27 protein-coding genes and 1 tRNA gene are annotated in these 25636 nt (G+C 50.6%); 3 read left to right on the top strand and 25 right to left on the bottom strand.

Annotated features, from left to right (window positions below; genetic code table 11):
• Nucleotides 1–11 precede the first annotated feature (11 nt).
• The 20 genes from V2P20_RS09855 to nrdR all read right to left on the bottom strand — a co-directional run bounded on the left by V2P20_RS09855 (nucleotide 12) and on the right by nrdR (nucleotide 18530).
• The gene (locus tag V2P20_RS09855; RefSeq protein ID WP_331818031.1) at nucleotides 12–611 is read right to left on the bottom strand and encodes a TetR/AcrR family transcriptional regulator; all 600 of its coding nucleotides are present in this window, start codon (nucleotides 609–611) and stop codon (nucleotides 12–14) included.
• A gap of 80 nt (nucleotides 612–691) precedes the next feature.
• A complete protein-coding gene (gene pgsA / locus V2P20_RS09850; protein ID WP_331818030.1) occupies nucleotides 692–1249 on the bottom strand; it encodes a CDP-diacylglycerol--glycerol-3-phosphate 3-phosphatidyltransferase in 558 nt (185 codons plus the stop codon).
• Nucleotides 1239–3080, bottom strand: coding sequence for an excinuclease ABC subunit UvrC (gene uvrC / locus V2P20_RS09845; protein WP_331818029.1), 1842 nt, complete (start codon nucleotides 3078–3080; stop codon nucleotides 1239–1241). The genes pgsA and uvrC overlap by 11 nt, the downstream gene beginning before the upstream one ends.
• Entirely contained in the window at nucleotides 3077–3721 is a 645-nt protein-coding gene (locus V2P20_RS09840) for a uracil-DNA glycosylase (protein WP_331818028.1), read from the bottom strand. The genes uvrC and V2P20_RS09840 overlap by 4 nt, the downstream gene beginning before the upstream one ends.
• A gap of 53 nt (nucleotides 3722–3774) precedes the next feature.
• Entirely contained in the window at nucleotides 3775–5850 is a 2076-nt protein-coding gene (pnp, locus tag V2P20_RS09835; RefSeq protein WP_331818027.1) for a polyribonucleotide nucleotidyltransferase, read from the bottom strand.
• Nucleotides 5851–5950: 100 nt separating this feature from the next.
• Nucleotides 5951–6220 (bottom strand): 30S ribosomal protein S15, encoded by a 270-nt coding sequence (rpsO, locus tag V2P20_RS09830; RefSeq protein WP_194969064.1) that lies wholly within the window; start codon nucleotides 6218–6220, stop codon nucleotides 5951–5953.
• A 124-nt stretch (nucleotides 6221–6344) separates the two neighbouring features.
• A complete protein-coding gene (gene truB / locus V2P20_RS09825) occupies nucleotides 6345–7256 on the bottom strand; it encodes a tRNA pseudouridine(55) synthase TruB (protein WP_331818026.1) in 912 nt (303 codons plus the stop codon).
• A 6-nt stretch (nucleotides 7257–7262) separates the two neighbouring features.
• A complete protein-coding gene (gene rbfA / locus V2P20_RS09820) occupies nucleotides 7263–7625 on the bottom strand; it encodes a 30S ribosome-binding factor RbfA (protein ID WP_194969066.1) in 363 nt (120 codons plus the stop codon).
• Nucleotides 7626–7630: 5 nt separating this feature from the next.
• Nucleotides 7631–10348 (bottom strand): translation initiation factor IF-2, encoded by a 2718-nt coding sequence (infB, locus tag V2P20_RS09815; RefSeq protein WP_331818025.1) that lies wholly within the window; start codon nucleotides 10346–10348, stop codon nucleotides 7631–7633.
• 10 nt (nucleotides 10349–10358) lie between these two features.
• On the bottom strand, nucleotides 10359–11876 hold the full coding sequence (gene nusA / locus V2P20_RS09810; RefSeq protein ID WP_331818024.1) for a transcription termination factor NusA: 1518 nt from the start codon (nucleotides 11874–11876) through the stop codon (nucleotides 10359–10361).
• Nucleotides 11866–12351, bottom strand: coding sequence for a ribosome maturation factor RimP (rimP, locus tag V2P20_RS09805; protein ID WP_194969101.1), 486 nt, complete (start codon nucleotides 12349–12351; stop codon nucleotides 11866–11868). The genes nusA and rimP overlap by 11 nt, the downstream gene beginning before the upstream one ends.
• Nucleotides 12352–12478: 127 nt before the next feature.
• A tRNA-Met gene (locus V2P20_RS09800) sits at nucleotides 12479–12555 on the bottom strand.
• A gap of 91 nt (nucleotides 12556–12646) precedes the next feature.
• On the bottom strand, nucleotides 12647–13159 hold the full coding sequence (locus tag V2P20_RS09795) for a phosphatidylglycerophosphatase A (RefSeq protein WP_331818023.1): 513 nt from the start codon (nucleotides 13157–13159) through the stop codon (nucleotides 12647–12649).
• Nucleotides 13143–14078: a thiamine-phosphate kinase gene (gene thiL / locus V2P20_RS09790; RefSeq protein WP_331818022.1), complete on the bottom strand. Its 936-nt coding sequence runs from the start codon at nucleotides 14076–14078 to the stop codon at nucleotides 13143–13145. Before thiL ends, V2P20_RS09795 begins: the two co-directional genes overlap by 17 nt.
• 146 nt (nucleotides 14079–14224) lie before the next feature.
• Nucleotides 14225–14668, bottom strand: a complete 444-nt coding sequence (nusB, locus tag V2P20_RS09785; protein ID WP_331818021.1) for a transcription antitermination factor NusB — start codon at nucleotides 14666–14668, stop codon at nucleotides 14225–14227.
• Nucleotides 14668–15144 carry a 6,7-dimethyl-8-ribityllumazine synthase gene (gene ribE, locus V2P20_RS09780; protein WP_331818020.1) on the bottom strand — a complete coding sequence of 159 codons (477 nt, stop codon included), beginning with the start codon at nucleotides 15142–15144 and terminating at the stop codon, nucleotides 14668–14670. Before ribE ends, nusB begins: the two co-directional genes overlap by 1 nt.
• A gap of 8 nt (nucleotides 15145–15152) precedes the next feature.
• Complete coding sequence (gene ribBA / locus V2P20_RS09775; RefSeq protein WP_331818019.1) at nucleotides 15153–16307, bottom strand: bifunctional 3,4-dihydroxy-2-butanone-4-phosphate synthase/GTP cyclohydrolase II; 1155 nt, start codon at nucleotides 16305–16307, stop codon at nucleotides 15153–15155.
• A gap of 8 nt (nucleotides 16308–16315) precedes the next feature.
• Entirely contained in the window at nucleotides 16316–16972 is a 657-nt protein-coding gene (locus V2P20_RS09770; protein ID WP_331818018.1) for a riboflavin synthase, read from the bottom strand.
• 13 nt (nucleotides 16973–16985) lie between these two features.
• A complete protein-coding gene (gene ribD / locus V2P20_RS09765) occupies nucleotides 16986–18077 on the bottom strand; it encodes a bifunctional diaminohydroxyphosphoribosylaminopyrimidine deaminase/5-amino-6-(5-phosphoribosylamino)uracil reductase RibD (protein ID WP_331818017.1) in 1092 nt (363 codons plus the stop codon).
• The gene (gene nrdR / locus V2P20_RS09760) at nucleotides 18078–18530 is read right to left on the bottom strand and encodes a transcriptional regulator NrdR (protein WP_331818016.1); all 453 of its coding nucleotides are present in this window, start codon (nucleotides 18528–18530) and stop codon (nucleotides 18078–18080) included.
• A gap of 177 nt (nucleotides 18531–18707) precedes the next feature.
• Here nrdR and V2P20_RS09755 point away from each other — a divergent pair, with 177 nt between their 5' ends.
• The 3 genes from V2P20_RS09755 to V2P20_RS09745 all read left to right on the top strand — a co-directional run bounded on the left by V2P20_RS09755 (nucleotide 18708) and on the right by V2P20_RS09745 (nucleotide 20143).
• Entirely contained in the window at nucleotides 18708–19358 is a 651-nt protein-coding gene (locus V2P20_RS09755) for a class II aldolase/adducin family protein (protein ID WP_331818015.1), read from the top strand.
• A 35-nt stretch (nucleotides 19359–19393) separates the two neighbouring features.
• Nucleotides 19394–19654, top strand: coding sequence for a glutaredoxin 3 (grxC, locus tag V2P20_RS09750; protein ID WP_331818014.1), 261 nt, complete (start codon nucleotides 19394–19396; stop codon nucleotides 19652–19654).
• A 102-nt stretch (nucleotides 19655–19756) separates the two neighbouring features.
• Complete coding sequence (locus tag V2P20_RS09745; RefSeq protein ID WP_331818013.1) at nucleotides 19757–20143, top strand: hotdog domain-containing protein; 387 nt, start codon at nucleotides 19757–19759, stop codon at nucleotides 20141–20143.
• A 67-nt stretch (nucleotides 20144–20210) separates the two neighbouring features.
• Here V2P20_RS09745 and V2P20_RS09740 read toward each other — a convergent pair whose 3' ends face one another.
• Genes V2P20_RS09740 through folC form a run of 5 tightly spaced genes read right to left on the bottom strand, consistent with a single transcriptional unit; the run spans nucleotide 20211 to nucleotide 25621 of the window.
• On the bottom strand, nucleotides 20211–21398 hold the full coding sequence (locus V2P20_RS09740) for an O-succinylhomoserine sulfhydrylase (RefSeq protein ID WP_331818012.1): 1188 nt from the start codon (nucleotides 21396–21398) through the stop codon (nucleotides 20211–20213).
• A 58-nt stretch (nucleotides 21399–21456) separates the two neighbouring features.
• Entirely contained in the window at nucleotides 21457–22965 is a 1509-nt protein-coding gene (purF, locus tag V2P20_RS09735) for an amidophosphoribosyltransferase (protein WP_331818011.1), read from the bottom strand.
• Nucleotides 22966–22992: 27 nt separating this feature from the next.
• Nucleotides 22993–23487, bottom strand: coding sequence for a CvpA family protein (locus V2P20_RS09730; RefSeq protein ID WP_331818010.1), 495 nt, complete (start codon nucleotides 23485–23487; stop codon nucleotides 22993–22995).
• A gap of 40 nt (nucleotides 23488–23527) precedes the next feature.
• Nucleotides 23528–24340, bottom strand: a complete 813-nt coding sequence (locus V2P20_RS09725; RefSeq protein ID WP_331818009.1) for an SPOR domain-containing protein — start codon at nucleotides 24338–24340, stop codon at nucleotides 23528–23530.
• A 9-nt stretch (nucleotides 24341–24349) separates the two neighbouring features.
• Complete coding sequence (gene folC / locus V2P20_RS09720) at nucleotides 24350–25621, bottom strand: bifunctional tetrahydrofolate synthase/dihydrofolate synthase (protein WP_331818008.1); 1272 nt, start codon at nucleotides 25619–25621, stop codon at nucleotides 24350–24352.
• Between the last annotated feature and the right edge of the window lie 15 nt (nucleotides 25622–25636).

Here is a 25636-nt window from a genome sequence, read left to right as displayed (position 1 = left end):
ACAGAATCCGGTCATTTCTTGGCGATCGCGTTCCAGGCCGCCAGCCATGCCTGCGATTGGTAGACTTCGGGTTTCTTGTCCAGGGCGCCGGTCAACAGCAGACGCAAGGTCTGATTGATGATGCCGAAAAAAAACGCATAGGCAAGAACCGGATCCATATTACGTATTTCCCCGGCCTTAATGCCGGCCTGAATGATCTTGACAATCTTTGAGAAAGGCGCCGTTTCCAGCAAGGGCTTTTCTTCCGGCAAAAATTCATGGATTTTTAAGACCAGCAGAAATTGCATCACATCGGGCGCTTCAGTAGTCAGCCTGAACAGCAAATCGACGATTTCGCGCAATTGCTCCGATGATTTTTTATTTCTGCGCCGGATATCGTCGATGGATATGTTCAAGCTGTCGAAAATATTGGCATACAACGCCGAGGCAATCGTTTGTTTGTTTTTAAAATGCTGATAAATGCCGCTCGTGGTTTTTATGCCTGCCGCATCTTTAATGTCTGTCAACGAAGTATTGAAATAACCTTTTTCGGCAAATAGTTTCAAAGCCGCCAGTAATATTTCATCCTGTGTTTCAGACTTTAGCTGTATGTTTTCTTTTTCCTTATCCATTTTCTTCTTTCACAGCGAATTCAATGTGCTGTATCTCATATGTTAAATAATCCAAGGATTTACCCGGACTCGCAGCATAGCTACTGCTCCGCGATAGCTGTCAACGCAGCCCTTAAGTAATTAACCATAGACCACAGTGTTAATAATACGGCAATATACAGGAGAACATACCCTGCAATGTTTACTGGAATGCCGGCCAGATCCTCATGATACAACAATAAAGTAATGGCCAACATTTGCGCAGTTGTTTTCCATTTGCCTAGTTGGGAAACCTTGACTTTTGCACGCTTGCCGATTTCCGCCATCCATTCTCTCAATGAAGCAATCGTTATTTCCCTGCCGATGATAACGGCGGCGGCAATAGCCATGTAGGGATTTGGCTGCTGCTGAACAATCAGCACCAGGACAATAGCCACCATCAGCTTATCGGCCACCGGATCCAGGAAAGCGCCGAAGGGCGTTTCTTGAGCCATTTTTCTGGCCAGATAACCATCCAGCCAGTCCGTAACGCCCGCAACAATAAAAATCAACGTACAGGCCAGGTTGGAGTATTGCCAGGGCAGATAAAAAATAACTGCTAACAAAGGAATTAATATAATTCTTAACAGGGTAAGCGCTGTCGGTAAGTTAAATGTCATCTTGATGATGGAATAGTTCGTAAATTCGTTGTGCTAATTGCTGGCTTATGCCATCTATGCTGCAAAGTGCATCCACGCCCGCCCGTGAAATGCCTTGCAGCCCCCCAAACTGTTTCAATAAAATCTGCCGCCGCTTAGGCCCCAATCCTGGAATGGTTTCCAATACCGACTGTTTTTTTGCTTTACCTCGACGCTGCCTGTGTCCTGTTATCGCAAACCGGTGCGCTTCATCGCGAATGTGTTGGATCAACAATAAACCGCTAGCGCCAGGCGTCATATCAATGGGCTGATCCTGATCAACCAGAATCAGTTTTTCCATGCCGGGTTTTCTGTCCGGTCCTTTCGAAATACCCACTATCATAACATTGTTTATGTCTAATTCCGCTAATGCCTTTTGGGCAGCATGCACCTGTCCTTTGCCGCCGTCGATAAATAATATGTCAGGCGCCATATGCTCTCCTTGCTTCAGCCGTTTAAAGCGTCTGAATACGGCCTGATGAATAGCGGCATAATCATCGCCCCCGGCTATCCCTTCGATATTGAAACGGCGGTACGCTGATTTTACCGGACCTTCCCTATCAAAAACAACGCAGGATGCAACCGTCTGTTCGCCCTGGGTATGACTGATGTCAAAGCACTCCAGACGTCTGGGCAACTCCGTGCAGCCAAGCTCTTCCTGCAGACTGAGAAACCGGGCGTAAAGCCCCTGTTTATCCGACAATTTGCTCAGCAATGCATTTTCTGCATTCGCGCAGGCCATTTGCAGCCATTTTAAACGCTCTCCTCTGACTCTGGGAGAAATATTGACGGCATGCTTGGCTTGGCTGGCCAACACTTCCGCCAACAGATCGGTTTCTTCCAACTCATGGCTGACGATCAATTCATAAGGCGCTTGCCTCTCCAGATAATATTGCGGAATAAACGCCTGCAGAATGCTGGCCGGGTCATGTTCATCGGTTATTTTCGGGAAAAACAGCTTATTGCCCAGATGCTGCCCGTTACGGATAAAAAATACCTGGATGCAGGCCACGCCTGCCTTGCTGGCACAGGCGATGATGTCGACATCGCCGCGCTCGCCATGGACGAAGTTCTTTTCCAGCACGGAGCGCAATTTCAAAATCTGGTCTCTGTAGATGGCAGCCTGCTCATAGTCAAGCTCGGCAGCCGCCTTCTCCATCTTGGCCACCAGCTGGTCGATCAGCAGGCTACCCTTGCCCTCCAAAAACAGGATCGTGCTGTCTACATCCTGGCCGTAGGCCGATTTGTCAACCAACCCCACGCACGGCCCGGTACAGCGCTCTATCTGATACTGCAGGCAAGGCCGAATCCGGTTGTTATAGACGGAGTCCTCACATTGCCGGACCGGAAATATCTTTTGCAGCAGCTTCAGCGTTTCCCTGACGGCGCCGGCGCTGGGATAAGGACCGAAATAGCGACCACGCTTGTTCTTTGCGCCGCGATGCAAGGTGATGCGCGGAAAATCCTGCTCAGTGGACAGAAAAATATAAGGATAGGATTTATCGTCCCTTAAGCAGATATTATAGCGAGGCTTATACCGTTTGATCTGCTGGCATTCCAGCAATAAAGCCTCGCCTTCGGTATGCGTGACAGTCACTTCGATGGCAGCCACTCTGGCGACCATGGCCTGCTGCTTGGGCGAGGCTGTTTGCGGCTTGAAGTAACTGGAAACGCGGTTTTTCAGGTTTTTAGCCTTACCGATATAAATAATCTCGCCTTCCTTATTGAGCATTTTGTAAATGCCAGGACGCGTGGTCAGGCTTTTTAAAAACGCTTTTACATCAAAAGCATTTTCAGAAATCTCAACATTCACTCTCTATCCAATAATGTCCCAATCGTACGAAAAATATCGGCAAACATCGCTTTTGTCAGCCTGTTCGTCTGCACGTTATAGCGGCTGGTATGGTACGAATCGATCATCATTCGCCCGCCCGGCAATGCGTGCAATATATTATGACCAAATTTCGAGCTATTCAGTTTCAATCCATAGGCTTTCAATACCGCCTGATGCGCTATAGTCCCCAGCGCCAGTATGACTGCGCCTTGCGGCAGTGTTTTTAACTCGGCGGCCAGAAAATTGTTGCATAGCGCTATTTCCGCGCTCGTCGGCTTGTTTTGCGGAGGCAGGCATTTCACGGCATTGGTTATGCGGCAATTTTTGAGCTCCAGGCCATCAGCTAATGATTTGGATATGGGCTGATTGCTGAAACCGAATTCATACAACGCCTCATACAACAGCAGCCCCGCATAATCTCCTGTAAACGGCCGGCCGGTTGCATTGGCGCCATGCATGCCGGGCGCTAGGCCAACAATCAGCAACCGGGCATCGGGATCGCCAAACGGCGCCACCGGGCGGGCGTGATAGCCTGGATAGTTCTGCTTAACTTCCAGCAGAAATTCATTCAGCCTTTTACACTGCCGGCACTCTTGATCGAATATTTTTGTTAATTTCATGCTTACAAAAAAGGGCCTTAACGGCCCTTTCTCTCTTATAGCAGCAGAATATATTATTCTTTGTCCGCTTCTTTCATACTGAGTCTGACTCTGCCTTGACGGTCGATCTCGAGCACTTTCACTCTGACCACATCGCCCTCAGACAATCTGTCGCTGACTTTATCGACATGCTCGTCCGAAATTTGCGAGATGTGTACCAAGCCGTCTTTACCGGGCAGTATCGTTACGAAAGCGCCGAAATCCATTAAGCGAACGACTTTGCCTTCATAAACTTTGCCTACTTCCACTTCAGCCGTGATTTCCTCGATCAGATGGCGCGCTTCTTCGCCAGCCGCCTTGTCAACCGAAGCAATCTTGACGAGACCGTCGTCAGTCAAATCGATGCTTGCCCCGGTTTGCTCGGTAATACCGCGGATCGTCGCCCCGCCTTTGCCGATGACTTCACGGATCTTGCTGGGATCAATTTTGAAGGTAATGATGCGTGGCGCATAATCGGACATCTGCTCGCGCGTTGTAGACAGCGCCTTGTTCATTTCGCCCAGAATATGCAGGCGACCGCGTTTTGCCTGTTCCAGAGCCGTCTTCATGATTTCGGCGGTAATACCGTCGATTTTGATATCCATTTGCAATGCAGTAATGCCGCTCTCGGAACCGGCCACTTTGAAATCCATGTCGCCCAGGTGATCTTCATCGCCCATGATATCGGACAACACTGCAAAGCTGTCGCCTTCCTTGATCAGGCCCATGGCAATACCGGCTACCGGTGACGCAATAGGCACACCCGCATCCATTAATGCCAGACTGCTGCCGCAAACGGAAGCCATGGAGCTTGAACCGTTTGACTCGGTGATTTCGGAGACGACGCGAATCACGTATGGAAACTCATCCATATTAGGCAGAACCGCCTGAACACCGCGCTTCGATAAACGGCCATGGCCGATCTCACGCCGTTTTGGCGAACCGACAAAACCGGTTTCGCCGACGCTGAACGGAGGAAAATTGTAATGCAGCATGAACTGCTCTTTGTACTCGCCGGACAGCGCATCAATAATTTGCGCATCGCGTTGAGTACCCAGGGTCGCGACCACTAAAGCCTGCGTCTCGCCGCGCGTAAACAAGGCGGAACCATGGGTTCTAGGCAGTACGCCGGTTCTGATTGTGATCGGCCGAATTGAATCCAGAGCGCGTCCATCGATACGTTTGCCTTCCAGAGTGGAATTACGGACTATCTTTTTCTCCAGATGTTCGATAATGGCGCGAATGTCCTGTTCCGCATATTGTTCTTCAGCAGTCAGCTTTTCAACGGCCGCGTTTCTGATAGCTTTCAACTGTTCTTGCCTGATCAGTTTTTCAGGCACCTGATAAGCCGCCTTAATGCCTTCTTCAACTTCCGCCGTTACCAATCTTTCCAGCTCGGCATTGGCTTCGGGCGCTACCCATTCAACAACGCCCGCGCCGGCTTGTTGAGCGAATTCATTAATGGCATTGATGGCTGTCTGCATTTGTTCGTGGCCGAACAAAACCGCGCCCAGCATGACTTCTTCAGATAAGTTGCGAGCTTCTGATTCAACCATCAAAACGGCTTTCGCAGTACCGGCGACGACCAGTTCCAGTTCGGAATCTTTTAATGCCGCAGGGGATGGATTCAATAAATAACTGCCGTCTTTGTAGCCGACGCAAGCAGCGCCTACCGGTCCGTTAAAGGGCAATCCCGAAATAGCCAATGCGGCCGAAGCTCCCAGTAAGGCTGGAATGTCAGGATCAACTTCCGGGTTCAATGACACGACAGTAGCGATAATTTGAACTTCGTTCGTATAACCATCCGGAAAAAGAGGACGGAGCGGTCTATCGATTAAACGAGACGTTAAAGTCTCTTTTTCACTAGGACGTCCTTCTCTCTTGAAGAAACCGCCTGGGATTTTGCCGGCGGCGTATGTTTTTTCCTGATAATTAACAGTCAGTGGGAAAAAATCGCCACCATTAGCTTCTTTTTTCCCAACGACTGTGACCAGCAATGAGGTGCCATCGACATCGATCATAACAGCGCCGTCTGCTTGACGGGCTATCTCACCGGTTTCTAATGTTACGAGCTGATCGCCGTACTGAAATTCTTTCCTAATAGGATTCACTATAAGGTTCCTTTGTATAAAGGTTATTTGAAGATTTATTCAATCCATGACTTGCTAAAGCAGAAACGGCACCTTATGTGCCGTTTCTTTTTTTGCTTTTTTATTTGCGTAAGCCTAGACGCTCAATTAATGAACGATAACGATTACCGTCTTTATTTTTCAAATAATCCAGCAACTTGCGACGCTGATTAACCATGCGCAGCAGACCGCGACGAGAATGGTTGTCTTTTTTGTGGGTTGCAAAGTGCGGTGTTAAATGAGTAATGTGTGCGGTCAACAAGGCAATTTGCACTTCGGGTGAACCGGTATCGTTTTCTGACAGTCGATAAGCTTCTACGACTGCTTTTTTCTGTTCTGCAGTGAATGGCATTTATAATCCCTATTAAGATTAAAAAATTAAAAATAAAGTTGCCTGTTATGACAACTAATGAATACCCTGTCTCCACGATAGGGGGTAGAAACAGGTGTAATTTTTAGCCTGGGAACCGTTCGATTCAGGCAGGCTCGTCGTTCAGATTGAACAATTTTTTCGGCGCTAGTTTACCATCCAATAGCATTTCTCCCAAGCCCAAAAAAACCTTGGCATGGTACATACGCACCATGCCGGGCAAGACTTCTTCAATCTTGAGCGTTTGCCCTTGCTTTATACGAATTGCGTCGCTCTCGGACAACTGCACGGCAGGCATGAACTCTAAAGGCTTATCGACATCAATCAGGCATTGCTGCAGTTCCTGCTCATCCATTTCGGCCAACTGCTCCAGGGTCTTGGCATTTTCAATACTGAACCGGCCGGCTTCCAGCCGGCGCAGCTCTTTTACCGTTCCGCCGCAGCCGAGTTCGTGGCCGATATCTTCCGCCAGCGAACGGATATAGGTGCCTTTCGAACAGCGAACATCCAGTCTCAACTGATCTTTTGAAAAATCCAGCAATTGCAAGTCATATATCGTGATGCGCCTGGCTTTCCGATCCACGGTTTCACCGGCCCGAGCCAGTTCATAGAGCTTTTTGCCATTGTGCTTTAAAGCCGAATACATCGGAGGCACCTGATCGATTTCACCGGTGAACTTTTTCAGACAGGCTTTGATGGCATCGACAGTCAGCTCGGGCACCGGCCTGGTCTCAAGAACCCGACCTTCCGCGTCGCCCGTATCGGTCATGACGCCAAGCTGAACCAGCGTCTGGTAACGTTTGTCGTCATCGAGCATTAGCGCCGAAACCTTGGTCGCCTCGCCGAAGCACAGCGGCAGCAAACCTGTTGCCAGTGGGTCCAGGCTGCCGGTATGCCCGGCTTTGTTGGCGTCAAACAAACGCCTGACTTCCTGCAAGGCCTTGTTTGAAGAAACCCCCAGGCGTTTGTCCAGCAACAGAATGCCGTGGACATTGCGCCCGGATTTGCGTTTACTCATTCCCGGCTAATCCTTGTCTTTCTTATCCAGATCGCTTAAAAGCTCGGCAACGCGCATGCCGGTATCGAACGAGTCATCGTAATAGAAACGCAATTCGGACATATGCCTTAAACGCATCCTCTTGGCCAGTTCATGCCGGATAACAGGCGCCATCTCGTTCAGCCATTTGACATTGTTGCGCTTGCCCTGCTCGTCGGCATTCAGGACCGTAACGTAAACCTTTGCCACGGCCAGATCCTTGCTGACTTCGACTTCATTAATAGTAATAAAGCCCAACCTGGGGTCATCAATATCCCGTTGCAGAATCAAGGAAAGTTCTTTCTGCATCTGCGATGAAACGCGCGCGCTACGACCGAATTCTTTTGCCATAAGGATTACAGTTCCCGTTTAACTTCTATACGTTCAAACACCTCGATCTGATCGCCGACTCTGACATCGTTGTAGTTTTTCACACCGATACCGCACTCCATGCCCATCTTGACTTCAGTCGCATCTTCCTTGAAGCGGCGCAGCGATTCCAGTTGTCCTTCGTAGATAACCACATTGTTGCGCAGCACGCGTATCGGCAGGTTTCTCTTAACATAGCCGTCGACAACCATACAGCCGGCGATAGCGCCGAACTTAGGCGACCGGAAGACATCGCGAACTTCGGCAAGACCGACAATCTGTTCCTTGATTTCAGGCGCCAGCATGCCGCTGATGGATTTTTTGACTTCATCAATCGCATCATAGATGACGCTGTAATAATGCAGATCAACGCCTTTCTCTTCGATCAGTTTCCGGGCTGTGGCATCGGCACGAACGTTAAAGCCCATCAGAATCGCGCCCGAAGCCAGCGCCAGGTTGACGTCGCCTTCATTGATACCGCCGACGCCGCCATAAACGACCTTTACCTCGACCTCTTCCGTTGACAGACTGATCAAGGATTCGCGCAACGCCTCCAGGCTTCCCTGAACGTCAGTCTTGATAACCAGATTCAGGCTCGCGGTTTCTCCGCTGGTCATCTTCGAGAAGACTTCATCCAGTTTCGATGCCTGCTGCGCGGCATGGCGGCTGGTCTTGCTTCTGTCTTCACGGTGTTCGGCCAATTCTCTGGCGATTCGTTCATTTTGCACGACTAAAAATTCATCGCCGGCATTCGGTGTGCCCGACAAACCGAGAATTTCCACGGGCGTACTCGGGAGGGCTTCTTTAATAGCCTTGCCGTTCTCATTGAACATGGCTCTGACGCGGCCGAATTCATGGCCGCACAGAACGATCTGGCCTTTTTCCAGCGTGCCTTTTTGCACCAGCACCGTTGCCACGGCACCACGGCCTTTATCGAGCCTTGATTCAATGACAATACCGGATGCCGCACCTTCGACCGGTGCGGTCAATTCCAGAATTTCCGCCTGCACGATCAAGGCTTCGATCAAATCGTCAATGCCCTCACCCGTTTTAGCCGAGATTTTCAGGAATTGCACATCACCGCCCCATTCTTCGGGCACGACGTTGATAGCTGACAACTCCTGCATAACCTTATCGGGGTTGGCATCAGGCTTATCGATTTTATTGATCGCAACGATAATCGGCACATTGGCTGCTCTGGCATGCTCAACCGCTTCTTTTGTCTGCGGCATCACACCGTCATCAGCAGCCACGACGACAATAACAACGTCGGTCACATCGGCGCCACGCGCACGCATGGCCGTGAATGCGGCATGGCCCGGCGTATCCAAAAAGGTGACCGAGCCATGATCGGTTTTCACCTGATACGCACCGATATGCTGAGTGATACCGCCTGCCTCACCGGCAGCCACGCGAGTCTTGCGGATATAATCCAGCAGCGATGTCTTACCGTGATCGACGTGCCCCATAATCGTTACGATAGGCGCCCGTGGCAGTGCAGCGCGGTTATCCTCGGCTGTGACTTCAGCCAGCATTTCCCGCTCAAGATCATCTTCGCTTTGCATGATGGCTTTATGGCCCATTTCTTCAACCAGAATGGCCGCTGTTTCCTGATCTATGCTCTGGTTGATCGTCGCCATCATGCCCAGCTTCATCAACTGTTTGATCACTTCGGCCGCCTTCACGCTCATTTTCTGGGCGAGGTCGGAAACGATAATCGATTCAGGTATTGTGACGTCTTTCACGATAGGCGCAACCGGCATCTCGAACTGATGTCTGATTTCAGGCATAGCCGCTCGTTCGAATTTGCCGCCTTTTTTCTTGCCGCGTTTGCCTTCCTTACCGCCGGCGCGAGCACCCTCTTCCTGTATTTTCTTCCGTTGCAGCATTTCCTGTTTCGCTGCGGCCTGCTGCCTTACCTTTTCTGCATTTCTTTTAATGGATTCCTCAAGACGACGCTCCTTTTCTTCCTGTTTTTTCCGGATATCTTCGGCTTCTTTTGTTTTGCCGGGCTTTTCGTGCTTATTCTTCTTTTCTTCTTTGAATTTTAAAGCATCATATTCAATCTCGAACTCTGCTTCAGGCTCGGCCTCTGACTCAACTTCAGCCTTAGCTTCAACAACTTTCGGCTCAGCTTCAGTCTCGGCTTCAACAACTTCCGGCTCAATTGCAGCCTTTTCATCGACTGCCTTTTGAGGCGCTTCGGCCTCCGCTTTCGTCTGTTCTTCATGCAGACGGGCCTCTTCGGCCTGCCTTAAGGCTTCCTCTTGCTTCAGGCGCTCCTCCTGCTTCCGGCGCGCTTCTTCCTCGCGCTCGAGCTGCCTTTGCTGCTCTTCCTGCGCCTGTCTGGCCAGCTCCAGCTCTTTTTGCTCATCAGCTTCGCTAACTTCGGTGCGCTTGATATACGTCTTCTTTTTACGTACTTCAACACTGATTGTCTTGGTCGCACTACCCGGCACACTCGCCTGTTTAAGCTCACTGACTTTTCTGCGCTTCAAAGTCACGCGTTTAGGCGTTCCCTCGTCGGAGCCGTCAGACTTGCCATGCCGCTTACGCAAATGCGCCAGCAACTGCATTTTTTCATCATCACTAATGACATCATCAGGGGCGCTAGCGGATAATCCTGCTTCTTTCAGCTGCTCTAATAATCGTTCCAAAGGTATTTTTACTACCTCAGCCAAATGCCGTACTGTTTTATCGCTCATTTCCTACCCCTTACTTACTCGCCTTTTCCTCGGCAAACCAAGGCTCACGTGCCTTCATAATCAATTTTGCCGCCCGATCTTTATCTATCCCGGAAAACTTCAGCAAATCGTCCACCGATTGTTCCGCCAAGTCATCCATCGTGATAATGCCCTGACTGGCCATTTCATAGGCCAGATCTCTATTCATGCCTTCCATTTCCAGCAGATCCTGTGCCGGTTCAGCTGTTTCCAGTTTTTCTTCTGAAGCAATGGCGCTAATCAGTAAAGCATCTTTAGCCCGGCTTCTGAGCTCATTTACGAGCTCTTCATCAAACCCTTCAATTTCCAGCATTTCACTGACTGGAACATAGGCCACCTCTTCAATCGTATTAAAGCCTTCTTCAACCAGGATGGCTGCTATCTCTTCGTCGATATCGAGCTGCTCAATAAACAGACGTTTTATTTCGCCTTCTTCGGCTTCATTTTTTTCTTCAGCTTTGGATGCATCGATAACGTTTAACTCCCATCCGGTTAACTGGGTCGCCAACCGGACATTTTGTCCCCCTCGACCGATAGCCTGGGACAGATTGTCCGAACTGACGGCCAGATCCATGCTGTGCTTGTCTTCATCAATGACGATGGATTGAATTTCAGCTGGCGACATGGCATTAATGACATATTGGGCATCACTTTGATTCCAAAGGATGATATCAACACGCTCTCCGGCCAACTCATTGGAAACCGCCTGCACCCTGGAACCCCGCATGCCCACGCACGCGCCGACCGGATCCAGGCGCGGGTCGTTGCTTTTTACCGCCACTTTAGCCCTGGAGCCTGGATCGCGCGCGGCCGCCAGAATTTCAATCAGGCCTTCGCCGGCTTCGGGCACTTCAAGACGGAATAATGCGATAAGCAATTCCGGTGCGGTCCGACTGACGAATAATTGCGGCCCCCGAGGCTCTGAACGCACATCTTTCAGATAGCCTCTGATCCTGTCGCCGATGCGCACGGATTCGCGCGGAATCATGTCTTCCTTGGCAATATAAGCTTCTATATGCCCGCCCAGATCCAGATAAACACTGCCTTTTTCAATGCGCTTTACAACGCCGGTAATCAACTCACCGACACGACTTTTATAGGCTTCGACAATTTTCCGGCGCTCGGCTTCCCTGACCTTATGGATGATAACCTGCTTGGCCGTCTGTGCGGCAATGCGCCCGAAATCAACCGACTCAATTTCCTCTTCAATAATATCGCCTACCTGCACGTCAGGATTGTCCAATTGTGCGACTTCCAAAGGAATCTGCGTTTCCGGAAACTCCACGTCGCCATTGATGTTAGGGTTGGCATCGACGACTTCCCAACCCCGGTACGTGACATAATCGCCGGTTTTCCGGTCGATCACGACGCGGGCTTTGATCTGATTTGCATGACGCTTGATAGTGGCCGCTTCCAATGCTGATTCTATAGCTTGGAAAACAATCTCTTTTTCAATATCCCTTTCATTAGAAAAAACATCTACTACTAACAAAATTTCTTTATTTGCCACTGCGCCCTCCTTTTTCAATTAAATACTCAGGAACCAAACGCGCTTTACTCATTGCGCTAAATGGCACCTCAAAAACCTGATCACCTTCCTGAAGCGTAACAATATCGTCTGTGACTTTTTCAATCCGACCTGTAATTTTTCTACGCCCAGCCAAGGGTTTAAATAAATTTACCAATACCGTGCTGCCGATATATCGTTCGAACTGACTTATCTTAAAAAATGGTCTGTCCTCTCCCGGCGAAGAAATTTCCAATTGATAATTGCCTTGAATGGGATCCTCGACATCAAGGACACCGCTGATTTGATGACTGACGCGCGTGCAGTCGTCAAGCAGAATGCCGTTCTCGCTATCGATATAAATTCTTAACAGGCCATGTTTAGGGTGCGGATTATATTCAATGCCCACACATTCATAGCCTAAACCTTCAACAATTGGCTCGATTAGATTAACCAAATGCTCAGGAGCCTGTTTCATTTTTGCCTCGCTTATTTTCGCACATAAAAAAAGAGCCAGAGGCTCTTCCATAAACAATCAATAGCGGACTTTTAAATTATCAAAGCCCAGAAAATAAAAAACCCCATAAATGGGGTTCCTAAAAAAGTGGTAGCGGGGGCAGGATTTGAACCTACGACCTTCGGGTTATGAGCCCGACGAGCTACCAAGCTGCTCCACCCCGCGATTGATAATTGTATTATAAAGACTTTTTCGGATTTGGCAACCTATTTTTTATATTTTACAGCGTTATAGGTCAATTTGCTGATTCCCATGCTTAAATCCAACCTCCATGTGCGATCAGAAATAAAGTTACAGCGGCAAATACGCCTGCTAATACATCGTCCAGCATGATGCCCAAACCGCCACTTATGCGTCGGTCGGCCCAGCTGATAGGCCAAGGCTTGAGTATGTCAAATAGTCTGAACAGGACAAAACCCGCCGTCAGCGTTTGCCATGTCAAAGGGACCAGCCACATCGTAATCAAATAACCGGCCACTTCGTCCCAGACTATGCCACCGAAGTCGTGCTCACCCAGTTTTTCCGCTGCCCGGCCGCATATGCTTATGCCGGCGATAGTCACGATCAGTGTTAAGAAGCTGTAAACGACAATATCGGCCTGGGCAAATAACCAATAAACAGGCACAGCCGCCAAGGTACCTAAAGTCCCGGGCGCTTTTCTTGCCAATCCCGAACCGAAGCCAAAAGCCAGAAATAAAATCGGGTCCGATAAAACCTGTTTCGGCGTCAGTTTGTTTTTGCCGAGTTGCGTATTAAGAAAAATGCTCAAAACTTTTTACCCGCAATGCTTGAATATTACCCGATTTGTTAAGCCGCAACCCAGGCTGAGACTCAATCACACCGATTTTTCTGCAACCGATAGGCAGCAGCCTTGCGTTATCGGAGGATACAGTGAAACACAACTCATAGTCATCCCCTGCACAAAGAGGCATCTGCCAGTCACCTGTATCGCGTATGTAGCTCAGTACGGCCGGCGACAGCGGCAAGTCATCCCAATCCAGACATGCCCCCACATTGCTTTGTTCCAGAATGTGCCCCAAGTCCCCGGCCAAACCGTCCGACAAGTCAATGCATGAATTGGCTATGCCGATCAAAGCCTGACCAAGTTCACAAGCAGGATCCGGCTTATTGAACCGTTTTAAAGCCTCGTCAGGGTTTGCGCAGTCATAGCCCTGCTTTATTTTCAGCCCCAGCCCCGCATCGCCCAGGCAGCCGGTCATGTAGATGAAATCGCCCGGCTTGGCCATCGAGCGCCTTAACGCCTGCCCCCGAGGAACCAGCCCCATGGCCTGCACGGTTAGCGTCAAGGGACCGGACGTCGTATCGCCACCGATCAGATCCACCGAATAACGCTCGGCCAATGTCAAAAAGCCTTTGGCAAAAGCCGCCAGCCAGTCCTCATCGACTTTCGGCAACGTCAACGCCAGCGTCACGGAAACAGGCCGCGCGCCCATACTGGCCAGATCGCTCAAATTAACAGCCAGCAATTTATGGCCGAGCTGCTCGGGATCGGCTCCGGCAAAGAAATGCACATTTTCGACCATTGTATCGGTCGTGATGGCCAACTCATATCCTTCAGGAATAGCCATCAATGCGCAGTCGTCGCCAACCCCCAAACGCGTAGTCGGGTTTTTTATCGGCTGGTCAGTGAAAAAACGCCGAATCAGGGCAAACTCTGACGACTGCATGGCCGGTCAGTGCTCCATACCAGACCGGCATTTCCGCCATCCCTGGCGGTCAGACGCAGGACGACTGCAGGGATGCAGGAGGTAGAGCAACGCATGGAGCAGTTGCCGAGGCAGAGCAATGTCAAGAACGATTGTCGAAACAGGCACTATGGTTTTTTACTTTCTGATTTGGCTTTAATCTCAAGCGGCCTTTGCTTTTGAGCCACTTTATCGAGGATGCCGTTAACGTATCTATGGCTGCCGTCGGCGCCAAAATCCTTGGCCAGATTGATGCCTTCATTCAGAACGACCCGGTACGGCATATCCAGCCGAAACATCAATTCATAAGCACCGATGCGCAAAATAGCTCTTTCGACCGGATCAATCTTGTCGACCGGACGGTCGACAAATTCAGACAAAGCCTGATCAATGACAGTCAGATTTTTAGGAACGCCGAAGAATAGCTCGGTGAAATAGCTTTTTTGTGCATTTTTCAGCCGCTCTTCCTCCAGGAACTGACGCTCGATTTCACTGAGATTCTGTCCCGTCATCTGCCATTGATACAATGCCTGAACAGCACTTCTGCGGGCGTTGGTACGCGCTTGACTCATCAGATTTCCAGGTTCTTGAACAGACTGACCATTTCGATTGCAGACAGGGCGGCTTCCGCGCCTTTATTGCCCGCTTTCGTACCTGCACGCTCTATCGCCTGCTCTATCGTATCGACAGTCAGCACACCAAAACTAACCGGTACATCATATTGCAGCGAAACATTGGCTAACCCCTTGACGCACTCACCGGCCACATATTCAAAATGCGGCGTACCGCCGCGAATTACTGCACCTATGGCAATAATCGCGTCATATTTCTTGGCGGCCGCTACACGCTGAACCACCATGGGCAATTCAAATGCGCCGGGCGCCTTGACCAGATCAATATCGGCCTTAGCCGCACCGTGGCGTACCAGCGCATCAATAGCACCGGCTTCTAACTGCTCAACGATAAAACTGTTAAAACGGGATGCCACGATACAAAATTTGCCGCCTTGGGCGGATAAATTGCCTTCATAAGTCTTTATTGCCGACATTTTGTTTCTCAATCTAAATTATTAACATTATTTTCTGAAACGACGCCTTCGCAGGCATCGATACCGACATGCTCGGCCACTTCCAGATCAAATCCGGACAGCCCGACATATCTTTTTTGCGTCCCTAACACTTTCAATTTGCGCACGCCCAGATCCGCCAATATCCGCGAACCCGTGCCTGTCGTGCGCCAATCCACGGCATCCGCAACCAGTCCGGCATTGGCAATGCCGTGATCTTCCAATTGATAACGGTGAATCAGCTCCACCAGGGATTTATTGTCTTCGCTCTGCCTGACGACCACCAGCACGCCGCGCCCTTCCTCGGCTATTTTTTGCATGGCTTCGCGGATTGAAACACTGCCGCCGCTGCGCTTGGACGCAAATAAATCATCGAGCAAATTGCGCGCATGAACCCTGACTAGAACGGGCTCGTCACCCGAAACCTGTCCCATCACCAATGCCAGATGCACATTGTTGTCATTGCGATCCTGATAAGCGTAAAGCCTGAAATCCCCGAACTCTGTGGGAAAAGCACATTCACTAATACGCTCCAAGGTGTTTTCATGCTGGATACGATAATGGATCAAGTCGGCAATGGTGCCGATCTTGAGGTTATGCTGTTTCGCAAAAACCTCCAGGTCCGGCCGTCTGGCCATCGAGCCATCTTCATTGAGAATCTCGACGATAACGGCCGCCGGCTCCACGCCGGCCAGGCGCGCCAGATCACAGCCCGCTTCGGTATGCCCTGCTCGGTTCAACACGCCGCCGGGCTTGGCCATTATCGGAAAAATATGCCCGGGCTGTACCAGATCATCGGCTTTCGCATCGACAGCGACCGCACATTGTACGGTACGCGCCCGGTCGGCCGCGGAAATGCCTGTGGTCACGCCCGTTGCCGCCTCGATAGACACCGTAAAATTGGTCGAATGCGGGGTCTTGTTTTCATTGACCATCAGCGGCAGGCGCAACTGCTGACAGCGTTCGCTGGTCAAAGTCAGGCAAACCAAACCACGGCCATAGCGGGCCATGAAGTTGATATCTTCCGGACGCGCGAATGCCGCCGCCATGAGCAGATCGCCTTCATTCTCACGGTCCTCATCATCCATAATGATGACCATTTTGCCCAAACGCAGATCTTCTATAATTTCTTCAATCGTGTTCACTAATGCCTCTAGCCCAAAAAGCCCGCCTGCTGCAACAATGCTTCTGTCACGCCGCCTTGGGCAGCTGCCGCCGAATCGCCTTTCATCAAGCGCTCCATATAGCGTGCCAGCAAATCGACTTCCAGATTGACCCGGGTTCCCGGCACGGCCTCGCCCAGCGTCGTTTCCTTCAGTGTGTGCGGCACGATATTGACGCCAAACATGGCACCATCCACATCATTGACTGTCAGGCTGATGCCGTTGATGCAAATGGAACCCTTCTCGGCGATATATTTGGCCAGATTGTCAGGTGCCTTGAATTTAAAACGGAAAGAGCGTCCGTCCGGCTTTTTTTCCATGACCCTGCCAATGCCATCGACGTGCCCGCTGACGATGTGCCCGCCCATGCGCGTTGAAGGCGTCAAGGCCAGTTCCAGATTAACCGATGCACCCACTGCGGCTTCGCCCAATAATGTTCTGGACAGCGTTTCATTGGATACGTCGGCGCAAAAATAATCCTTGCCCAGTTCAATGGCTGTCAAGCACACCCCGTTAACGGCGATGCTGTCGCCCAGCGCGACGCCATCAAGCGGCAACTTGCCAGTGTTGATCTTGAATCGGCAATCGCCGGCCCGATGCTCGATGGCCGCTATTTTTCCGATGGCTAATATAATGCCTGTAAACATGGAATACCCCTGATTACTGCGATATAAGTGTTAATTTTAAATCCGGGCCTACCTGTCTGACATCGCGCAGATGAAAATTCTTCTTGTCACTCATCTGCTGCATACCCGGCACGGTAAATAATCCGCGGCCTTGATCGCCCAAAACACACGGCGCCATATAAACGATCCATTCGTCGACCAGGTCTTCAGCCAGCAAAGCCCCATTCAGAACGGAGCCCGCTTCTACCAATACTTCATTAATCTGCTGACCTGCCAGAAAATCCAGAACTGCATTCAGATCAAGCCGCCCTTTATTCTCAGTCAAGCCATAAACTTCGAAGCCGGCCTGCTGCAATGTCTGCCGCCGCTGTTCATCTTGCGAGCAGGTTAAAATCAGACTGCGCCCCGGCAGGCTCGCCATGCGTGCTGCCGCCGGCATCTTCAACTGCGAATCCAATATAACTCTGACAGGCTGCACGACTTCGTCGTCCACGCGCGCATTCAAAGCGGGATCATCGGCCAGCACAGTACTGATGCCGGTCAGAATTGCCGAACTTTGCGCCCTTAATTTATGTACATCGGATCGGGCCTCGGCCGAGGTAATCCACTTGCTTTCGCCCGATGCCATAGCGGTCTGGCCGTCCAGGCTCATCGCCAGCTTGCTGCGCACAAACGGGCGATTTTCAGTCATTCTTTTGATGAAGCCGCGGTTCAGCGCCTGCGCATCCTGCTCCAATACGCCGCAGCTGACTTCAATGCCGGCGGCTTTCAGCCTTTCCAGGCCGCGCCCGGCCACCAATGGGTTCGGGTCCTGCATAGCCGCCACGACTCGACTGACGCCGGCTTTGATCAGCGCATCGCAGCAAGGCGGGGTTCTGCCGTGATGACTGCAAGGCTCCAGCGTCACATAAGCAGTCGCACCTCTGGCATCGGACGCCGCCTTTAACGCTTCGACTTCCGCATGGCCTTGGCCTGCTTTAGCGTGCCAACCTTCGCCTATGACGACGTTATCTTTAACCAAAACGCAGCCGACGCGCGGATTCGGATCGGTCGTATAAAGCCCTTTTTTAGCCAGACCGATGGCTCGTGCCATATACATGGCGTCCTGCTGTGCTGACCGAATCATTTATTTTTTCTGTAGATGCTCAATCATGTCAGTAAATTCACTGACATCCTGAAAACTGCGATAAACGGAAGCAAAGCGCACAAAAGCGACGTGATCGAGAACACTCAGCTCTTTCATGACCTTCTCGCCGAGCTCCTGCGCCGTAATTTCACGCTCGCCTTTAGCCATCAATTCTCTTTTGATGCGGTTGATGGCCGCCTCGATATCATCGCTGCCAACCGGACGTTTCTCCAGTGCGCGAAGCATGCCCGAACGCAGTTTATTTTCCTCGAACGGCTCGCGAATGCCATTGCGCTTCACAATACGCGGCAACGTCAACTCGGCCGCCTCATAGGTCGTGAATCTTTCTTTACAGGCGATACATTCGCGCCGACGACGAACCTGATCGCCTTCATTCGCTAATCGGGAGTCTATAACACGCGTATCTTGTGCCCCGCAGAACGGACATCGCATAATTTAAGCCACTATTCATGAGCGCCAGAAATCCGGCCTTCAAATTCAAAACTGGTAATTTTATAACACAATGTCCTGTCTCCGTATTTTATTTTCTAATATACGCAGCAGTCCTATTCAAATAATAGCCTCGGATGTATATAGTGTCATGATTCGAACAACCACCATTCCGCTAAGATGAAAGAACAGGAAGGCGTCATCAAATATCGGCTCAGCCATACGCAGCAGCCGATCGATCCTGCGTTGTCATTAACCGAGATCAATGCCTGGCGTACTGTGCTTTTCCGACTCGGCCTTATCGGGCAATGCGCTGATAGATATGACAACATCGGATTCGGCAATATTAGCCGGCGGCTGGAACCCAGCAGCAGTCAATTCATTATCAGCGGCACTCAAACCGGACACATCGAATTTTTAAAGTCTAAGCACTATTGCCTTGTCACTGAAGCGGAACCTAAAAGAAATTGGCTCCAGTCTCGTGGGCTTTGCCAGCCATCTTCCGAATCGCTGACGCACGCCAGTGTCTACGCACAAGATCCTGCCATACAAGCAGTCATACACGTACACAGCCCCGAAATCTGGCGCCACACCAAATCACTTGACCTGCCTCATACTTCGGCCGATATCGCTTACGGCACGGTTGAAATGACGGTGGCTGTCGAGCAATTATTTCAATCGGGCAGCTTGCAGCAGGCTTCGCTGTTTACCATGCTGGGCCATGAAGACGGCGTTATTGCGTTCGGCAATACGCTTCAGGCGGCGGCCCTGGAACTGATTAAACAGTTATCATTGGCGCTCGGCATTGAACAACAATCCGATAATGAATAAAATAGCACACTATATTAGCAATTATTAATAAACATATGCCTGAAATACTGATTTATACCTCCACCTTTTGCCCTTACTGTGTTATGGCCAAGCGCCTGCTCGATAAAAAAGGGGTTCGCTATACTGAGCTTAATGTCGATAAACAGCCCGGACTAAGAGAGGAAATGATGCGCAAAACCCAGCGGCGGACCGTGCCTCAAATTTATATCGGCGACTATCATGTCGGCGGTTTTGACGATCTTTATACCTTGGAACAGCAAAAGAAACTGGATGCCTTGCTGTCAGATGAGCCTTAAGGACATTATTTTCTCGCATTAAACGCCGTCCTTTGTAAAATAGTCTTCCATAACGAAGAGAAAGCCATTCTTTCAGACATTCTTACAAACACGAGGCGTACGATGGATCACTACAAATTAGTCTTACCGGAACATCTGAATCATTACGGCTATTTATTCGGCGGCAATCTGCTGCATTGGATTGACGAAATCGGCTATATCGCGGCCAATCTCCAGTTTCCTGGCCATGAGTTCGTCACGATCGGACTTGATAATGTGGTGTTCAAACAGAGCATCAAACTCGGCTCCATTCTGAAGTTTGACACCAATCTGACCAGGCTCGGCAAGACAGCTGCAACCTACAATGTCAAAGTGTCGTGTGAAGACCGCGATACCGGCAGCATTGCCCAGGTTTTTGAAACCAATATCACCTTTGTCAGCATCGACAAGACCGGCAAGAAAAAGCCGATCAACGAGAGCGATGCCGACCAAGGAAGCATCATCCCCTGATCCGTTACAGGCCAAGATAACGGATCAGTACCTGCTCGGCCATATAGCTGAATATGGCCCTTCTTGCCTAGCCTTTTAGTCCTCTTGACAGGTCGTTTTTAATATCATCAATATTTTCGAGACCCACGGACACTCTGACCAGCCCATCCTTGATACCGGCCGCGGCGCGGACTTCCGGCGTCAATCGTCCGTGAGTGGTCGAGGCAGGATGGGTTATGGTGGTTTTGACATCGCCCAGATTGGCGGTAATCGACAGCATTTGAGTGGAATCGATCAACCGCCAGGCTTGGTCCTTGCCGCCGTTCAGCTCAAAGCTGACCACGGCCCCGAAGTGCGCCTGCTGGCGCTTGGCCAATTCATGCTGGGCGTGGGATGCCAGTCCGGGATAATGAACTTTGGCGACGGCCGGCTGCTGTTCCAGCCACTTGGCCAGTTCGAAAGCGCTGTCGCAATGCGCTTTCATTCTGACCGCCAGCGTTTCCAGGCCCGATAAAAACACCCAGGCATTGAACGGGCTCATGGTCGAGCCGCCTGTGCGCAAGTACGGATAAATATGCTTTTCGATCAATTCCTCGCTGGCCACGACGGCGCCACCGACGCAACGCCCCTGTCCGTCTATGTATTTGGTGGCCGAGTGCACGACAATATCGGCGCCCAATGTCAGCGGTTTTTGCAGCACGGGCGTACAGAATACATTATCGACAACCAGCAAACAGCCATGGTTGTGCGCGATTGCAGCGATGCGCTCGATATCGGCGATTTCGATCAGCGGATTGGATGGCGTTTCCAGAAACAGGAAGCGCGTATTCGGCTTGATGGCCGATTCCCAGGCCGACAGATCGGTCAGTTCGACAAAATCGGTCTCGACGCCGAACTTGCCGAAATAATTCTGGAACATCAACACGGTATTGCCGAAGACGCTGCGCGAACAAACCACATGATCGCCGGCTTTCAGCAAACCCATGCCGACCGCCATGATGGCCGCCATACCCGATGCGAAAGCCAGGCAGCGCTCGCCTTTCTCCATCAATGCAAGTCGTTCCTGAAAGGCACTGACGGTCGGATTGGTGAAGCGTGAATAGATATTGCCGGCTTTCTGGCCTGTGAAACGCAAAGCCGCTTCTTCGGCGCTGTCAAAGACATAACTGGACGTGGCAAAAATCGGCATACTATGCTCATCTTCAGAAGTCCGCTTATGCCCCGCTCTTATGGCCTGGGTTTCCAGAGAATAGTCGTTCCAGTCAATGTCTTTCATCGTTTTTAGTTTTTTATAAAGAAGAAAAAGAGAGCTCTAGTAATGAGAGTTCCGTACCTTAACCGCAGTTCTGCATTTCGATGATGAAATTGTGCGAATTCCTTTCTGCCTGCGCACTATCGTTGCGCATTGCTTCAATACGCTCCAGATAGGCCTCATCGATATCGCCGGTAATGTATTCATTGCTGAAACATGAGGTGTCGAAATGCTTGATGTCCGGATTCCCCTTGCGGACGGCATCGATCAAATCCTCCAGATCCTGATAAATCATACGGTCGGCCCCGATCGCTGCGCAGACCTCATCTTCGGTGCGATTGTGCGCGATCAGCTCGTGAGCGGCCGGCATATCGATGCCGTAGACATTCGGATAACGGACAGGCGGCGCCGCAGAGGCAAAATAAACTTTTCTGGCGCCGGCATCGCGGGCCATCTGGATAATCTGCTCGGAGGTCGTGCCCCTGACGACAGAATCATCGACCAGCAAGACATTCTTGCCTTCAAATTCCAGACTGATGGCGTTTAACTTTTGCCTGACTGATTTTTTCCGCATCTTCTGGCCGGGCATGATAAAAGTCCGGCCGATATAGCGGTTCTTCATGAAGCCTTCGCGGAACTTGACGCCGAGCACATTGGCCATCTGCAAAGCGGCCGTGCGACTGGTATCGGGAATCGGAATGACGACATCGATATCGTGATCCGGCCATTCGCGCAGTACTTTCGCAGCCAGTTTCTCACCCATACGCAAACGGGCTTTATACACGGAAATGTCATCAATGATGGAATCGGGGCGGGCGAAATAGACATACTCGAAAATGCAGGGGCAGTGATCGATCTTATCAGCGCACTGCTTGGTATGCAACACACCCGACTCCTCGATAAATACGGCTTCACCGGGCTCAAGATCCCTGATCAGATCAAAACCGAGCACATCCAGCGCCACGCTTTCCGAAGCGATCATAAATTCCGGCCCCTGGTCGGATTGTCTTTCGCCGAACACTACCGGCCGGATGCCATGCGGGTCCCTGAACCCCAGCACCCCGAATCCGGCGATCATAATGACAACCGCATAAGCGCCGCGGCAGCGCCGGTGTACGCCCGATACGGCCGCAAACACATCATCCACGGTTAATTGCAATTTGCCCAGCGTCTGTAGCTCATGGGCAAAAACGTTCAGCAGGACCTCGGAGTCGGAATCGGTATTGATATGGCGCTGGTCTTCGACAAACAAGGCTTTTTTCAACTCTTCGGTATTAGTCAGATTGCCGTTGTGCGCCAGCGTCAAACCGAATGGAGAATTCACATAGAAAGGCTGCGCTTCAGCGGAGCTGGTGCAGCCGGCTGTAGGATAACGCACATGAGCAATGCCCATATTGCCCCTCAGCTTCATCATCTGGTCATTGTTAAAAACATCCCGCGCCAGCCCATTCTCTTTGCGCAAATGCAGCCGCCCCTTCTCGCAAGTGACGATTCCTGCGGCATCCTGGCCTCGATGTTGCAAAACTGTTAAAGCGTCATATAGCTCCTGATTAACAGTTTGATGTGAAACGATTGCAGCAATACCACACATTCTTTTTTAACCTGATCCTTACAAAATTTAGCGATAATTAATGAAACCCGCCATGCCTGACGGGTTATGGTCCCGCAGCCAAAGCGCGAGTGACTGAAAAGGCGGAATAAACCGAGATTCTTTCCACCAGGGATCTTCCGGCAACGCTGTTAACCCTGCCAGCATGATCATGATCTCGACAACAACCACCCCTCGGACACAGCCAAAAATCATACCGAGGAATCGATCGCTAAAGGTCAATGCCGCCTGATTAATCAATTCTTCTCCCAATAAAAAACTAATTAGACCACCGAGAACCAGTGTGATCACCAATAGGCATGCAAACGATGCGGCAATTCGGGCTAATGGATAGCTGACGGCCGGCTCCAGGAAACGCGAAAACTCACGACTGAAATTCAAGCCCACCCAGATAGCCAGAATCCAGAACACCAATGAAAATGTTTCCCTGCCAAAACCGCGCACCAGACCTATGACTAAATAGATAAAAACGAGGCCAATAATGACAAAGTCTACCCAGATCATGTGCTTGCCCGATTTATCAAATGCCGCGCTTCAATCAGTCTCACTCCGAGACCAGAATGGATTTGATCTTATTTTGCTTATTCAATTTTTCCTGCATGGCTATAGCGCGTTTTTGATCCAGCTCAGGACCCACTTTGAGACGGTATAAGGTTTTCCCGTTGACCTGAGCCGTTTCCAGAGATACCGGAAAGCCTTGCTTGCGCAGTTCAGACCACAATGCCGTGGCGTTTTCCTCACGACTGAAACTACCCGCGCGTATGTACCAGCGTGACAAGCCGGCGCCTGATTTCGCCGGCGCAGTTTTTTGCTGTTCAGCAGGTTTCTTGGCTTCTACCGGCTTCTCATAGACAGGTTCTTCCGATACTGGCTTTGCAGCAACCGCCTTTGGCTCTCTCACAGGCTTTTTAGCCACGGCCTGCGCTTTAACATCAGACGGCTTTTCGGAGCGAATTTTTTCGGGCATGATTTGCGGCTGCGCTACGACAGGCTCTTCCTCGATGACTTGCGCGACATCTTCAACTATTTCCACATCCTGCGCACCTTCAGTATCGGCAGGACCAGGGTAATTCAACTCTTCCTGACTCAGTTCAGCCTGGGCAATTTCCGCTTCATTAAGCGGCTTGTCAGGATAAGCGCCTACAGGCTCGCCCTTCTCCGCATCCAGAACCTGCGCGGCATTGGCGGGCAGCCTATCCACATTATCTTCGACAATCGGCGCCTCGGGAATAATCAATTCGCTGACGACTTGGCCGCTATTATCGACAGGATCATCAAACAGCATAGGAATAAAAATGGCAGCCAGCGCCGTTACAACTACCGCACCGATTAATCGTTGTTTTAACTCTTGATCCATTTTATCAACTCACCTTTTTTCAAATTCAGCCAGGCAATCAGATACCAGAAAGAACGACCCGAAAACCAGCAGCAGATCGCTTTCCTGTGACCGGTTTTTTGCAGCAGCGAATGCATCGGAAAAACCATTAAAACCAAAAAATACATTGGACGCCGAGCTTTGCGCAAAAATCTCGCGCATCAGCGGTTCCATAGCCGCCCGTGGATTGGCCAAGGGCGCAAAAAACCAGTCAAAGACCACCGGATGCATGATTTCAATCACACCGGCGATGTCTTTATCCTTCATCATGGAAAAAACAGCATGTATGCGCCTGCCGGGGAACGCCTCTGTCACATAATCAACCAGCGTTCTTACTGCCTGAGGATTGTGTCCGACATCCAGCAGCACGGGAATTTCATCATTGATCAACTGGAAGCGCCCAGCCAACTGGACTTTCTCCAATCCCTGCCGGATTGACGCTTCGCTGACAGGCAAGGTTTCAGCCATTTCGGCTATTGCCAAAATAACCGATGACGCATTACGAAACTGATGCTCGCCTTTTAAGCCTGGCTCGGGTAACCGGTTCAGTTGCCGGCCGCCTGCAAACCAGTCCCATCCGTTTGCCTGTTTTTTATAACCGAAATCCTTGCCCAGGCAATAGAGCCGCGCCTGCTTGTCGGCAGCCACCTCCATTAAAGAGGCCGGCGGTTCGGGATCACCGACTATGGCGGGCGTAACGGCGCGGAAAATGCCGGCTTTTTCCCTGCCGATAGCTTCGCGGGTTTCGCCGAGCCAATCGATATGATCTATGCAGATGCTTGTTATCAGCGCCACATCGGGATTGACAATATTGACCGCATCCAGGCGCCCGCCAAGACCGACTTCAAGCAATTGAATATCCAGATTGGAACGCCGGAATATATCCAGCGCCGCTAAAGTGCCGAACTCAAAATAACTTAATGAAATATCTCCGCGAACCGATTCAATTCGGGAAAAGGCCTCACAAATCAACTCATCCGATACTGGTTTGCCGTCTATCTTGATTCTTTCGTTATACTTCAGAATGTGCGGCGAAGTATAAGCACCGACGCGATATCCCTGTGCTCTGTAAATGGCTTCAAGATAAGCGATGCACGAGCCTTTGCCGTTAGTGCCGGCGACTGTAATAGTCGGCGGCTTGACGCCATCGGGATTAAGCGCGCGAAAAACCTGCGCAGCCCGTTCCAACCCCAAGTCTATTGTCAGCGGATGTAAGCTTTCTTGCCAGGTCAGCCACCCCTGGAGCGAATCAAAATGCATCATTAACCGACAATGCCT

Source organism: Methylobacter sp. Wu1 (genome assembly GCF_036553575.1).
In the GTDB taxonomy this organism is placed as follows: domain Bacteria; phylum Pseudomonadota; class Gammaproteobacteria; order Methylococcales; family Methylomonadaceae; genus Methylobacter.
Note: the sequence above shows the minus strand (reverse complement) of the source record. Positions and strands in the feature narration are given on the sequence as shown.

What these genes read in the sequence shown, in the direction of transcription:
- V2P20_RS09855 (WP_331818031.1), bottom strand. Translation starts at nt 611, where the DNA reads ATGGATAAGGAAAAAGAAAACATACAGCTAAAGTCTGAAACACAGGAT.
- pgsA (WP_331818030.1), bottom strand. Translation starts at nt 1,249, where the DNA reads ATGACATTTAACTTACCGACAGCGCTTACCCTGTTAAGAATTATATTA.
- V2P20_RS09840 (WP_331818028.1), bottom strand. Translation starts at nt 3,721, where the DNA reads ATGAAATTAACAAAAATATTCGATCAAGAGTGCCGGCAGTGTAAAAGG.
- rpsO (WP_194969064.1), bottom strand. Translation starts at nt 6,220, where the DNA reads ATGCCATTCACTGCAGAACAGAAAAAAGCAGTCGTAGAAGCTTATCGA.
- truB (WP_331818026.1), bottom strand. Translation starts at nt 7,256, where the DNA reads ATGAGTAAACGCAAATCCGGGCGCAATGTCCACGGCATTCTGTTGCTG.
- rbfA (WP_194969066.1), bottom strand. Translation starts at nt 7,625, where the DNA reads ATGGCAAAAGAATTCGGTCGTAGCGCGCGCGTTTCATCGCAGATGCAG.
- infB (WP_331818025.1), bottom strand. Translation starts at nt 10,348, where the DNA reads ATGAGCGATAAAACAGTACGGCATTTGGCTGAGGTAGTAAAAATACCT.
- rimP (WP_194969101.1), bottom strand. Translation starts at nt 12,351, where the DNA reads ATGAAACAGGCTCCTGAGCATTTGGTTAATCTAATCGAGCCAATTGTT.
- thiL (WP_331818022.1), bottom strand. Translation starts at nt 14,078, where the DNA reads ATGCAGTCGTCAGAGTTTGCCCTGATTCGGCGTTTTTTCACTGACCAG.
- nusB (WP_331818021.1), bottom strand. Translation starts at nt 14,668, where the DNA reads ATGAGTCAAGCGCGTACCAACGCCCGCAGAAGTGCTGTTCAGGCATTG.
- ribE (WP_331818020.1), bottom strand. Translation starts at nt 15,144, where the DNA reads ATGTCGGCAATAAAGACTTATGAAGGCAATTTATCCGCCCAAGGCGGC.
- V2P20_RS09770 (WP_331818018.1), bottom strand. Translation starts at nt 16,972, where the DNA reads ATGTTTACAGGCATTATATTAGCCATCGGAAAAATAGCGGCCATCGAG.
- ribD (WP_331818017.1), bottom strand. Translation starts at nt 18,077, where the DNA reads ATGATTCGGTCAGCACAGCAGGACGCCATGTATATGGCACGAGCCATC.
- nrdR (WP_331818016.1), bottom strand. Translation starts at nt 18,530, where the DNA reads ATGCGATGTCCGTTCTGCGGGGCACAAGATACGCGTGTTATAGACTCC.
- V2P20_RS09755 (WP_331818015.1), top strand. Translation starts at nt 18,708, where the DNA reads ATGAAAGAACAGGAAGGCGTCATCAAATATCGGCTCAGCCATACGCAG.
- grxC (WP_331818014.1), top strand. Translation starts at nt 19,394, where the DNA reads ATGCCTGAAATACTGATTTATACCTCCACCTTTTGCCCTTACTGTGTT.
- V2P20_RS09745 (WP_331818013.1), top strand. Translation starts at nt 19,757, where the DNA reads ATGGATCACTACAAATTAGTCTTACCGGAACATCTGAATCATTACGGC.
- V2P20_RS09740 (WP_331818012.1), bottom strand. Translation starts at nt 21,398, where the DNA reads ATGAAAGACATTGACTGGAACGACTATTCTCTGGAAACCCAGGCCATA.
- purF (WP_331818011.1), bottom strand. Translation starts at nt 22,965, where the DNA reads ATGTGTGGTATTGCTGCAATCGTTTCACATCAAACTGTTAATCAGGAG.
- V2P20_RS09730 (WP_331818010.1), bottom strand. Translation starts at nt 23,487, where the DNA reads ATGATCTGGGTAGACTTTGTCATTATTGGCCTCGTTTTTATCTATTTA.
- V2P20_RS09725 (WP_331818009.1), bottom strand. Translation starts at nt 24,340, where the DNA reads ATGGATCAAGAGTTAAAACAACGATTAATCGGTGCGGTAGTTGTAACG.
- folC (WP_331818008.1), bottom strand. Translation starts at nt 25,621, where the DNA reads ATGATGCATTTTGATTCGCTCCAGGGGTGGCTGACCTGGCAAGAAAGC.